This window comes from Streptomyces sp. NBC_00057, assembly GCF_045041165.1.
Classification (GTDB): domain Bacteria; phylum Actinomycetota; class Actinomycetes; order Streptomycetales; family Streptomycetaceae; genus Streptomyces.
Genome location: NZ_CP108256.1, coordinates 5,623,024 through 5,635,000, shown reverse-complemented (window position 1 = coordinate 5,635,000; position 11,977 = coordinate 5,623,024). Strand labels below are relative to the sequence as shown.

General features: G+C 70.6%; 10 protein-coding genes and 1 pseudogene (1 of these 11 cut by a window edge). 1 reads left to right on the top strand and 10 read right to left on the bottom strand.

Annotated features, from left to right (window positions below):
* Window positions 1–742 carry the 5' portion of a stage II sporulation protein M gene (locus OG953_RS26545; protein ID WP_405687368.1) on the bottom strand. Its footprint begins 266 nt before the window's first position, so only the first 742 of its 1,008 coding nucleotides appear in the window; it begins with the start codon at window positions 740–742; its stop codon lies beyond the left edge, outside the window.
* 120 nt (window positions 743–862) lie between these two features.
* Here OG953_RS26545 and OG953_RS26540 point away from each other — a divergent pair, with 120 nt between their 5' ends.
* Complete coding sequence (locus tag OG953_RS26540; protein ID WP_405687367.1) at window positions 863–1,771, top strand: RDD family protein; 909 nt, start codon at window positions 863–865, stop codon at window positions 1,769–1,771.
* On the opposite strand, the gene OG953_RS26535 is transcribed toward OG953_RS26540, so the two are convergent.
* From OG953_RS26535 to OG953_RS26495, 9 genes and pseudogenes are all read right to left on the bottom strand, one after another.
* A complete protein-coding gene (locus OG953_RS26535) occupies window positions 1,768–2,379 on the bottom strand; it encodes a hypothetical protein (protein WP_405687366.1) in 612 nt (203 codons plus the stop codon). The two genes, OG953_RS26540 and OG953_RS26535, sit on opposite strands and share 4 nt — an antisense overlap.
* Before the next feature lie 164 nt (window positions 2,380–2,543).
* Complete coding sequence (gene ahcY / locus OG953_RS26530) at window positions 2,544–4,001, bottom strand: adenosylhomocysteinase (protein WP_405687364.1); 1,458 nt, start codon at window positions 3,999–4,001, stop codon at window positions 2,544–2,546.
* A 298-nt stretch (window positions 4,002–4,299) separates the two neighbouring features.
* Window positions 4,300–5,322, bottom strand: coding sequence for a cation diffusion facilitator family transporter (locus OG953_RS26525; protein WP_405687362.1), 1,023 nt, complete (start codon window positions 5,320–5,322; stop codon window positions 4,300–4,302).
* 87 nt (window positions 5,323–5,409) lie between these two features.
* On the bottom strand, window positions 5,410–6,591 hold the full coding sequence (gene manA / locus OG953_RS26520; RefSeq protein ID WP_405687361.1) for a mannose-6-phosphate isomerase, class I: 1,182 nt from the start codon (window positions 6,589–6,591) through the stop codon (window positions 5,410–5,412).
* A 68-nt stretch (window positions 6,592–6,659) separates the two neighbouring features.
* Complete coding sequence (locus tag OG953_RS26515) at window positions 6,660–7,796, bottom strand: SIS domain-containing protein (RefSeq protein ID WP_405687360.1); 1,137 nt, start codon at window positions 7,794–7,796, stop codon at window positions 6,660–6,662.
* 58 nt (window positions 7,797–7,854) lie between these two features.
* Window positions 7,855–8,037, bottom strand: a complete 183-nt coding sequence (locus OG953_RS26510) for a Trm112 family protein (RefSeq protein WP_030927015.1) — start codon at window positions 8,035–8,037, stop codon at window positions 7,855–7,857.
* 241 nt (window positions 8,038–8,278) lie between these two features.
* Window positions 8,279–9,652, bottom strand: a complete 1,374-nt coding sequence (locus tag OG953_RS26505) for a phosphomannomutase/phosphoglucomutase (RefSeq protein ID WP_405687359.1) — start codon at window positions 9,650–9,652, stop codon at window positions 8,279–8,281.
* Window positions 9,653–9,819: 167 nt separating this feature from the next.
* Window positions 9,820–11,428: pseudogene (locus tag OG953_RS26500) on the bottom strand (L-lactate permease).
* 147 nt (window positions 11,429–11,575) lie between these two features.
* Window positions 11,576–11,953: a DUF3499 domain-containing protein gene (locus OG953_RS26495; RefSeq protein ID WP_405687357.1), complete on the bottom strand. Its 378-nt coding sequence runs from the start codon at window positions 11,951–11,953 to the stop codon at window positions 11,576–11,578.
* Between the last annotated feature and the right edge of the window lie 24 nt (window positions 11,954–11,977).

The window sequence follows — 11,977 nt, the reverse complement described above, 5'->3', positions numbered from 1 at the left end:
TGCGCGGGCCCGGGTCGATGACCGTCCAGCCCAGGCGCAGGCCCGTACCCGCTGCGACAAAGACGGCAGTGAGTTCGAGCAGGCCGTGTGGGAGAACCAGCCCCAGGAAGGTGTCGAGCCGGCCGGCTGAGGACATCAGGCCGAGGCCGACGCCAAGGTTGAGCACGTTGACGAAGAGGATCCAGATCACCGGGATGCCGAGGAACGCTCCCAGGACCAGGCACATGGCTGCGGCCTGGGCGTTGTTCGTCCATACCTGGGCGGCGAACGAAGCGGCCGGGTGGCTGGAGTAGTAGGACTCGTACTCCCCGCCCGGGCTGGTCAGGCGGCGGAGGTCGTCCGGAGCCGCGATGGCCGACTGGACTTCCGGATGCGTGCCGATCCACCAGCCGATGACTGCGGCCAGCAGCGTGGAGAGGACGGCCGTGGGTATCCACCAGTGCCTGGACCGATAGACGGCGGCGGGGAAGCCGGCGGTCAGGAAGCGTGTGGCGTCTCGCCAGGAGGCTCGGCGGGTGCCTGTGACCGTGGATCGGGCACGGGCCACGAGCTGGGTGAGGCGCGCGGTGAGCATCGGGTCCGGGGCGCTGGACTGGAGGAGGGAGAGATGGGTGGCCGTGCGCTGATAGAGCTCGACGAGTTCGTCGGCTTCCGCGCCGCTGAGCCGGCGCCCGCGGTGCAGGAGATGGTCCAGGCGGTCCCACTCGGTGCGGTGGGCGGTCACGAAGACGTCGAGGTCCATGGTCGGCTGCTGCTCCAGGCATGGGTGCGTACGGGTTCGTACTATGGCGGCGCGCTGCGGGTCAGCTTGGCAGACTGAGGTCCCGAGGGGCAGGGAAGATCGGCGAAGGGTGGGGCGGCGATGAGTGAGCTCGTGACCGGGGACGCGGTCGTGCTGGGGCTGCGTCCGGCGAAATTGCCTAGTCGAGCGCTGGCGCTGGCCATCGATCTTGCCGTGGTGGGGGCGACGTTCGTTCTGGTGTCGATCGGGTTGGCCATTGCGACGGCGACGCTGGATGACGCGGCACTCGCGGCCGTATCCGTCGCGTCCTTTCTGTTGGTGCTGGTGGGCGGGCCGATCGCGGTGGAGACGCTCAGCCATGGGCGTTCGCTGGGGAAGCTGGCGTGCGGGCTGCGGGTGGTCCGGGACGACGGGGGGCCGATCCGTTTTCGGCATGCGCTGGTGCGCGGGGCCATGGGGGTCGTCGAGATTCTGATGACGCTCGGGGTTGTCGCCTGTATCGCCTCGCTGGTGTCGGCGCGGGGGCGGCGGCTCGGGGACGTGTTCGCTGGGACGCTTGTCGTACGGGAGCGAGTGTCGGCGGGACGAGTTGCTGCTGTGCCACCTCCGCCGCCCTGGCTGGTCGGGCGGTTCGCGGGACTGGATCTGTCGGCGGTGCCGGACGGTCTTTGGCTGGCGATACGCCAGTACCTGACGCGAATGCATCAGCTCGACGCGCAGGTGGGCCGGTCGATGGCGGAGCGGCTGGCCGTGGAGCTGGCGACGAGGACCGGGGTTCCGGTGCCCGAGGGGGTCCCCGCCGGGGCGTATCTGGCGGCGGTGGTGAACGAGCGGCAGGCGCGGGATGCGCGGCGGGTGTTCGTCGCTGCGCAGGCGGGGAGCGGAGTACCGGCGGGTGGGGCTGTTGCTTCCGTGCCAGGTGGGTCCGGGCCGTCCGTGGGGGGTGCGGGGGCGGGTGTTCCCGGGGTCCCGGCAGTGGAGGAGGGCGGAGCAGCACCCGCTGCGACGGGGTTCGCGCCGCCTGCCTAGCGAGGCGAGGGCGGGGACTCCAGGTCTTCGAGCTCGACTCCGGGGGCTGACAGGACCACGTCGCCTGCGATGTGAATGGTGTGCTGCTCACCGGTGTCCAGGGCGCTGACCTGGTATTCGTCCACCGTCAGAGGGCCGTTGTCAGTGGCGTGCGCTTCACTGTTGATCAGGGCCCAGGACTGGTCGACGGTGCGGGGAGCGAGGACCGGGTCCGTGAAGGCGACCAGGCGGACGCGGGTCGCGGGGGAATCGGGGGTGAGGCGCAGCAGTCGTGAGGTCGCGATGAGGAATGCGGGGGATGTACCGGTGAAGGCATGGGCGCGCACATTGCCTTCGGTGGCATGAGTGCCGATCGGGTCGGTACGGACCCAGGTGACGCCTTCGAGGGCGGCGCCGCGGACCTGCCAGCTCGCGGCGTGGAGTTCGAGCCGGACGGGGCGGCCCAGTTCGTCGAGAGTGAGGTCGACGGAGCCGAGGTGGTCGCCGGAAGGGGCGGTGGTCTGGGAGACATAGCGCCAGCCGGAGGGGCCGGGGGCGCACTGGAAGTGTTCTTCGCCGAGGAGGGTGTGATCGTGAAGATCATGGAGCGAATATCGGCCGCGGGGCATGGGGTCCTTCGAGGTTCCTCGGGCTGAGCGGGTGCGGTACGGGGCAGGCCCCCGACACGGGGGTGCGGGGGCCTGCGGTCGTAGCTGCTGCTGAGGCTGTTCCGTCTGTCAGCGGCCGGTCGTCACTGACCGGTGGTGACGTGCGCGGTCGCTGGCGGGCGGGATCAGTAGCGGTAGTGGTCGGGCTTGTACGGGCCTTCGACCTCGACGCCGATGTAGGCCGCCTGCTCGGGGCGGAGCGTCGTGAGCTTCACGCCGAGCGCGGCGAGGTGGAGGCGGGCGACCTTCTCGTCGAGGTGCTTGGGCAGCACGTAGACGTCGGTCGGGTACTCCTCGGGCTTGGTGAAAAGCTCGATCTGGGCCAGGGTCTGGTCCGCGAACGAGTTGGACATGACGAACGAGGGGTGGCCTGTGGCGTTGCCCAGGTTCAGCAGGCGGCCCTCGGACAGCACGATGAGGACCTTGCCGTCGGGGAACGTCCAGGTGTGGACCTGCGGCTTGACTTCGTCCTTGACGATGCCGTCGATCTTCGCCAGGCCGGCCATGTCGATCTCGTTGTCGAAGTGGCCGATGTTCCCGACGATGGCCTGGTGCTTCATCTTGGCCATGTCGGCGGCCATGATGATGTCCTTGTTGCCCGTCGTGGTGACGAAGATGTCGGCCTGGGCCACGACGTCGTCGAGCGTGGCGACCTGGTAGCCGTCCATCGCCGCCTGCAGCGCGCAGATGGGGTCGATCTCGGTGATGATGACGCGGGCGCCCTGGCCGCGCAGGGACTCCGCGCAGCCCTTGCCCACGTCGCCGTAGCCGCAGACGACGGCGGTCTTGCCGCCGATGAGCACGTCGGTGGCACGGTTGATGCCGTCGATCAGGGAGTGGCGGCAGCCGTACTTGTTGTCGAACTTGGACTTGGTGACGGCGTCGTTGACGTTGATCGCCGGGAAGAGGAGGGTGCCGTCGCGGTGCATCTCGTACAGCCGGTGCACACCGGTCGTGGTCTCTTCGGTGACGCCGCGGATCTCGGACGCCAGCTGAGTCCACTTCTGCGGGGACTCGCCGAGGGTGCGGTTCAGCAGGGTGAGGATGTGGGCGTACTCCTCGCTGTCCGCAGTCGACGGGTCCGGGGCCGCGCCGGCCTTCTCGAACTCGACGCCCTTGTGGACGAGGAGGGTGGCGTCACCACCGTCGTCGAGGATCATGTTCGGGCCGCCGGTGGGGGTGTTCGGCCAGGTCAGTGCCTGCTCCGTGCACCACCAGTACTCTTCGAGCGTCTCGCCCTTCCAGGCGAAGACCGGGACGCCCGCGGGGGCGTCCGGGGTGCCGTTCGGGCCGACGGCGATGGCCGCGGCGGCGTGGTCCTGGGTGGAGAAAATGTTGCAGGAGGCCCAGCGGACCTCTGCGCCGAGGGCGACCAGGGTCTCGATCAGCACGGCCGTCTGCACGGTCATGTGCAGCGAACCGGTGATGCGGGCGCCGGCCAGCGGCTGCGCGGCGGCGTACTCCTTGCGGATCGACATCAGGCCGGGCATCTCGTGCTCGGCGAGGGTGATCTCCTTGCGGCCGAACGCCGCGAGGGAGAGGTCTGCGACCTTGAAGTCCTGTCGATTGGCGACCGTCGTCATAACGGGCTGCTCCTCGTGATGGGTGTCGAGGTGGGCACGGCTGGCTCTGCGGCGGCGGGCACACGAATGCCCGGGCGCTCGCATAGCGCAGTCCGTCGGAGGCCCTCTCTCCCTCGGCCGGTCCGCGTATGAGGACCGATCGACCGCCATCAGCAGCGACGTCTGACACTGCCATCGAATCTACACCGATCGGCCCAGTCGCTCCCAGCCCGCCCTGGACGGGGAGTGGCTGGGAGGGCAATGCCGGGAGCGGGCGGGAGGGACTGTCGGAGGCGGTTGGGAGGTGTACGTGGGTGGGTCAGTGGCCGGAATCCGTCGAGGTGTCCGGGGTTCCGTCGCGGGTCGTTCGGGGAGCGTTTTCGGGCGCTCCACCTGGGTTCTTGCCGGGGTTGGTGCCGGCTGCGGCGGCGGCCTCGCTGTAGATGTCCGGTTCCAGATAGATGACCCGGGCGATCGGGACGGCTGCGCGGATGCGGGTCTCGGCGGCGTTGATGGCGTTGGCCACGTCGGTGGCCGTGTTTTCGTGATGCACCGCGATCTTGGCGGCGACCAGCAGCTCTTCCGGGCCGAGGTGGAGCGTACGCATGTGGATGACGGCGGTGACCGTGTCCCCGTCGACGACCGCGGCCTTGATCTTCTCGACCTGGTCGGCGCCGGCGGCCTCGCCGAGCAGCAGGGACTTCGTCTCGGCGGCGAGCACGATCGCGATGACGATCAGAAGGATGCCGATGCAGAGGGTGCCGATTCCGTCCCAGACGCCGTTGCCCGTCCCGAGGGCCAGGCCGACACCTGCGAGGGCGAGCACCAGACCGATCAGCGCACCGAGGTCCTCCAGGAGGACGACGGGGAGCTCGGGGGCCTTCGCCCGGCGGACGAACTCCTTCCAGGAGAGCGATCCGCGGGTCTCGTTGGACTCCTTGATGGCCGTACGGAAGGAGAAACCCTCGGCGATGATCGCGAAGACGAGCACACCGACCGGCCAGTACCAGGCCTCGATCTCGTGCGGGTGCTTGATCTTCTCGTAGCCCTCGTACACCGCGAACATGCCACCGACCGAGAACAGCACGATGGAGACGAGGAAGGCGTAGATATAGCGCTCGCGGCCGTAGCCGAAGGGGTGCTGGGGGGTGGCCTCGCGCTGGGCCTTCTTGCCGCCGAGCAGCAGCAGGCCCTGGTTGCCCGAGTCTGCGACCGAGTGGACGCTCTCCGCGAGCATCGACGACGAGCCACTGAACAGGAACGCCACGAATTTGGCCACTGCGATCGCGAGGTTGGCGCCGAGTGCCGCCACGATCGCCTTGGTTCCGCCTGACGCACTCATGGGTGCCTGGTGTCCCTTCTTCGGTACTGCGGCCCTGGCGCCGCGGTACGGCCGGACATTGTTGCAGCCGCTGATGGGGACGGTACGTCAGGCCACCACTGTGGCGCGGAACAGAGTTCCCGTACCGGACACTTCGGCCTTCTCGCCGGAGGGTACGAAGACCGAGGCCCCGGGGGTGAGACCGAGCGTGCCCGCCTTCGGGGCGCCCGCGGTGCAGAGCAGGATCTGCGGGGTGTCCCTGGTCAGGTCGACGGGGTCGGCGCCGGGCGACAGATCGAAGCGCGAGAGCCGGAATTCGTCCACGGGCGTCTCGTACAGCTCCTCGCCGGACGGGGACGCCTCAGGGCGCAGGACGCCGGGGTCGGTCGCCTCGAAGCGGACGATGCGCAGGAGTTCCGGCACGTCGATGTGCTTGGGCGTGAGTCCGCAACGCAGCACATTGTCCGAGTTGGCCATGATCTCGACGCCGAGGCCGTCGAGGTAGGCGTGCGGAACACCCGCACCGAGGAACAGGGCTTCGCCGGGCTGGAGTTCTACGTAGTTCAGCAGCATCGCCGCGATGACACCGGGGTCGCCGGGGAAGTGGTGGGCGATCCGGGCGTACGGGGCGTGGGCGCCGCCGAGGCGTTCGGCGGCAGCGGCCGCCAGGTTCACCGTTTCGGCCGTCTCCGTCGGGTCGGCGCTGAGGATCGCGGTGAGGACCTCGCGCAGGGCTGCCTCTTCGGGGTGGGCGCCGAGGAGGTCGACGTACGGCTTGAGGGAGTCGACGCCGAGTGCCGCCATCGCCTCGGCGGCCTCGGTGGGCCTGCGGAAGCCGCACAGGCCGGCGAAGGGGGTGAGCGCGCAGATCAGCTCGGGCTTGTGGTTGGCGTCCTTGTACGTGCGATGGGGTGCGTCGATCGGGACGGATCGGCGCTCCTCGTCCTCGTAGCCCTGCTTGGCCTGTGCGAGGTCGGGGTGGACCTGGAGGGAGAGTGGGGCGCCTGCCGCGAGCAGTTTGAGGAGAAAGGGCAGGCGGGGGCCGAACTTTTCGACGGTGGCCCGGCCCAGTTCGCGCTCCGGGTCGGCGGCGATGACGTCGGTGAGAGGCTGCTCGGGGCCGGCCTCTTTGGTGCCGGTTGCACGGGTGAGGCGGGAGGGGGCTCCGGGGTGGGCGCCCATCCACATCTCGGCCTGGGGTTCGCCGGTGGGGGCGATGCCGAGCAGCTCGGGAATGGCGGTGGTGGAGCCCCAGGCGTAAGGGCGCACGGTGTTGGAGAGCCGGTCCATGAGTTCGTCCTTGTGAGATGCGTGGATCGGGGGGGGGTGGTGTGCGTGGTGCGGGTCGGCCCGGGCGGTCAGGCGCGGGCTGCCGAGGCGAGTGCCAGGTAGACGGCGGCGAAGTCGGTGACCGCGAGGAGTTCGGCGAGGGCTTCGAGCTCGGTGCCCTCGTCCGGTTCGAGTTCGCTGATCGCCGTGTCGTGGCCGAGGGCCAGTTCGCGGGCGGCGGGCCCGGCGCTCAGGCCGCCGGTGGGGCGGTCGCGGAGCAGTACGACGCGGGCGTGCAGGGGCTCCGGCTCGTCGACCCGGTCGCGGAAGAAGTCGTCGGGGTCGGCCCCGGCGGCGAATGTGCCCGCCAGCAGTGCGCCGTGAGCGGGAAGGGCCTCGGGGAGTTCGGCGGCGAGGGCCGGGCGGCCGGACAGTTCGGCGAGGACGGCGGCGAATCTGCGGCCGACCGGGGCTGCGGCTTCGCCCTCCGTCCAGATGAGGGGCAGGCTGTCGGCAAGTTCGGCAGCGAGCGTCTTGGCCGGGTTGCTGTACGTGGCGATGGCCGGACCGCAGCGTTCCGCGGTGCGGTCGAGGCGGTCGGCGACGCCCTGCAGCGCCTCGGCGGGCGCGGTGACCAGGCCGACCCGGTCGAGCAGCGCGAGCAGCGGGGTGAACAGGGCCCAGAGCGTGCCGGGGCCTGCGGCCGATGTCTCGGCGTCGTACTCGCCGTGCGGGGCGGAGGCCATCGGTACGACGAGTCCGTGCGCCCCGTCGATCGCCTCGCGCAGCGGTGACTGGCGGGGGGCGACGGCCACGACGCTGCAGCCGCGGCGGTACGCCTGTTCGGCGAGAAGGGAGAGGCCCGGCTCGGAACCGTCGGCCGTGACGATGAGCAGCAGGTCCACGGAGCCGGCCCAGCCGGGCAGCGTCCAGCGCATCGCGCCCGCGGCGGGGGCGACCCCGGTGGGGTGGATACGGGTGACGGGCGCGGAGGCGCCTGCCAGGGCCGTGATCAGGTCGGCGACGCCGGACGCGGCGGTGCCGGAGCCCGCGACGAGTACGGCGCGGGGGCGGCCTTCCGGGTTCAGCTCGGCGATCCCGGCCTCCGCCGCGTGCCGGGCGGCGGTACGGACCCGGGCCCCGGCCTCGGCGGCGCCGCGGAGCAGGCCGCGGCGGTCGGCTCGGGCCAGGGCTTCCGGGGCGTCGAGCAGCGACTCGTCGAGCATGGGGACGGTCCTCCGATCACGTGCTGATCACCGTGCGGGGCGCGGGGTGCGAATGCCGTTACGCGGGACGGCGGGCCTCGTCGACGAGGAGGACCGGGATGCCGTCCCGTACCGGGTAGGCCAGGCCGCAATCCGTGCCGGTGCAGACCAGCTCAGGGCTGTCCGCTGCCGACCGGTCGTCGAGCGGAGAGTGACAGGCCGGGCAGGCGAGGATCTCCAGAAGGCCGGCTTCGAGCGGCATGGGGTGAGTCCCTTCAAGCATTCGAACAAGCGGTTCGGGTTCGCGCGGATCGGGCGACGTCAGCCTACCGCCGGGGTACGGGGGGCGCGGCCCGGGCCGGGGTGGGCGCCTGCGGCGGGGCCGTTCCCCTACCCACCCCTTCCCGAACCGCCCCGGGCCGGACCCCGCTCCTCAAACGCCGGAGGGGCTGACATTGCCGGGCGGGCCGGAAGCGCTGGGCAGGGCGGAACCGCCGGACTCCCTACGAGGCCCGTTCCCGGACCAGTGCCAGCACCTCGTCCCGTACCGCCGTCATCGTCTGCTCGTCTCGGGCCTCGACGTTCAGGCGCAGCAGAGGCTCCGTGTTGGAGGCTCGGAGGTTGAACCACCAGTCCGGTCCCGTGACCGTCAGGCCGTCCAGGTCGTCGGTCGTGACACCGTCGCGGGGTGCGAAGGATTCACATACCGCTGCCGTGCGGCCCGGCTGGTCGGCGACCGTGGAGTTGATCTCGCCGGATCCGGTGTAGCGGTCGTACTGGGCGACCAGTTCCGACAGTGTGCCCGGCTGGCCGCCCAGCGCGGCCAGGACGTGGAGCGCGGCAAGCATGCCCGTATCGGCGTTCCAGAAGTCGCGGAAGTAGTAGTGCGCGGAGTGTTCGCCGCCGAAGATCGCGCCGTGCTCGGCCATCTCCGCCTTGATGAAGGAGTGGCCCACGCGAGTACGGACCGGGGTCCCGCCGTTCTCGCGGACGACCTCGGGGACCGAGAGGGACGTGATCAGGTTGTGAATGACGGTGCCCTTGCCGCCGTTACGGGCGAGTTCGCGGGCCGCGACCAGGGCGGTGATCGCGGACGGGGAGACGCCCGCGCCCCGCTCGTCGACGACGAAGCAGCGGTCGGCGTCGCCGTCGAAGGCGAGGCCCAGATCGGCGCCCTCGGCCACGACGCGGGCCTGGAGGTCGACGAGGTTCTTCGGGTCGAGGGGGTTGGCCTCGTGGTTGGGGAACGTGCCGTCGAGCTCGAAGTACATCGGCACGAGGTCGACGGGGAGCTCCGCGAAGACGGCGGGGACGGTGTGGCCGCCCATGCCGTTGCCCGCGTCGACGACGACCTTCAGCGGGCGGATCGATGCGAGGTCGACCAGGGACAGCAGGTGCGCGGCGTAGTCGGGGAGCGTCTCGCGCTCGGTGACGGTTCCGGGGGTGGCGGCCGGTGGCGGTGTGCCGGTCTCGGACCACTTCTCGACCAGGGCGCGGATCTCGGAGAGCCCGGTGTCCTGGCCCACGGGTGCGGCGCCCGCCCGGCACAGCTTGATGCCGTTGTACTGCGCCGGGTTGTGCGAGGCGGTGAACATCGCGCCGGGGAGACCGAGGCTGCCGGAGGCGAAGTACAGCTGGTCGGTCGAGCAGAGGCCGATCAGTGTGACGTCCGCGCCGCGCGCCGCGGCGCCGCGTGCGAAGGCTCCCGAGAGACCGGGCGACGAGGGCCGCATGTCGTGGCCGATCACGATCGCGTCCGCACCCGTCACCTCGACGAACGCCGCCCCGAACTGCTCGGCCAGCGATTCGTCCCACTGGTCGGGCACCACTCCGCGCACGTCGTACGCCTTGACGATCTGCGACAGATCAGCAGCCACGGGCCGGTCCTCCTGAGATTTCTGCGGACCGCCCAAACTACCCGGCGGCCGTTCGGGCGGGCCGTGGGGTCTTACGGCTGTGCGGTTGCCCGGCTGTGCGTACGGAGACCGGGGGCGGCCGGTTGCCGCTTGTCCTCATTGCCGGGCCGGGTTGAGTGCCGTGCCGCTCAAGGCAGCATCCAGCCCGACGCCGTCGTGCTCTGTGCCAGCACGATCAGGCACATCACAAGCAGCAGTCCCAGGCTCCACGGAAGCACCTTGCGCAGCAGATCCCCCTCGCGTCCGGCCAGGCCGACCGCCGCGCACGCGATCGTCAGGTTCTGCGGGGAGACCATCTTGCCGAGCACCCCGCCGGAGCTGTTCGCCGCGGCCAGCAGCTCCGGTGAGAGGCCCGATTCGCGCGCCGCCGAGACCTGGAGTGCGCCGAAGAGGGCGTTCGCGGAGGTGTCGGAGCCGGAGACCGCGACGCCGAACCAGCCGAGCACCGGCGAGAGGAAGGCCAGTCCGGCACCTGCCGCGGCCACGAACTGGCCGATCGTGGCGGCCTGCCCGGAGAGGTTCATGACGTACGCGAGTGCCAGTACGGAGGTCACGGTGAGAATCGCGTACCGCAGTTCATGCACCGTGCCCGCCCACTCGCGCGCCGCGTCCCGGGGCCGTACGCGGAGCACGACGGTGGTGGCCAGGCCGGCCAGCAGGACGAGGGTGGCGATGGCCGGGAGCGTGAAGAGGTTGGCGCCGATCGGCTTGCCCGCCGGGTTCGCGACAGCGAGGAAGGGCCAGTCGAAGACCCGGGTCGCCTCGGCCAGCAACTCCTTGGCCGGCGGGATCTGGGCGACTGAGAAGACGGCGACGATGAGGGCGTACGGGGCGTAGGCGCGCAGCACCTCGCGGTGCGGGTCCTCGTGATCGAGGTCCTCACTCCGTACGCCTGTCAGGACTGTCGTGCGCACCGGCTCCTCGGCCGGCCTGCGCACCCCGGGGACGGCCATCAGCGCTGCCGCACCCACGAGCGCGGCGGCGATGTCCGCGAGTTGGGCGGAGACGTAATTGGACGCGGCGAACTGGGCCGCGGCGAAGGCGACTCCGCAGACGAGTGCGGGCAGCCAGGTCTCGCGCAGCCCGCGCCTTCCGTCCACCAGGAAGACCAGGATCAGGGGTACGAGGAGGGCCGGCAGCGGGGTCTGGCGGCCCACGACGGAGGCCACATCGTCCAGCGGCAGCCCGGTGATCTGGGCGAGCGTCACCACGGGGGTGCCCATGGCACCGAACGCGACCGGCGCGGTGTTGGCCACGAGCGAGACGACGGCCGCCTTCACCGGGGTCGAAGCCGAGCGCCACCAGCATCACGGAGGAGATCGCGACGGGCGCACCGAATCCGGCGAGAGCTTCGAGGAGCGCACCGAAGCAGAAGGCGATGACCAGCGCCTGGATGCGAGGGTCGTCCGAGAGCCTGCCGAAGGAGCGGCGGAGGATGTCGAAGTGCTGGGTACGTACGGTCATCCGGTACACACAGAGGGCGTTGACGACGATCCACATGATGGGGAAGAGCCCGAAGAGCACGCCCTGGGCGCCTGCGGAGAGGGTCTGGCCGAGGGGCATGCCGTACGCGAGCGAGCCGACGACGACCGCGACGGCAAGGCCGATGAGTCCGGCGCGGTGTGCCCGCATCCGGACCGCCCCGAGCAGCACCAGCACGGTGACCAGGGGGAGCGCCGCGACCCGAGCGGACAGGACGAGCGAATCGGCTACGAGTTCGAGTTGCTGGACAAACACACAGGCCTCCCCGGATTCCGTGATGCGGAAAGCTGATTCTCACGAGCGAGGAAATAGTCGTGTCCACGACAAGTTTGGGTCAATGACCCGTACACGGAAACTTGAACGGGAGATCACGGGCGGGACGCGCCGAACGGCACGGCGTGCTCAGGAGTCCGGTGAGCGCAGCACCCGCAGATGGCCGCGGCGAGCGACCTCCATCGGGTCCGCGGTCCGCGGGCCGCCGCCCCTGCCGTCGGCTCCGCGGTCGTGCGGCCGCGCCGCTTCCCGTACGGCATTGGCAAGCGCTTCGAGGTCGTCGCCGCTGGGGCGCGTGGGAGCGGAGGGGTCGGAGAGCCTGACGACCTCCCAGCCACGTGGTGCGGTGAGCCGCTCACTGTGCTCGGCACAGAGGTCGTAGCAGTGGGGCTCGGCGTAGGTGGCGAGCGGGCCGAGGACCGCAGTCGAGTCGGCATAGACGTACGTCAGTGTCGCGACGGCAGGGCGGCCGCACGCGGTGCGCGAACAGCGACGTACAGGGCTCACGATGTTGGACGGTACCGCACTCTT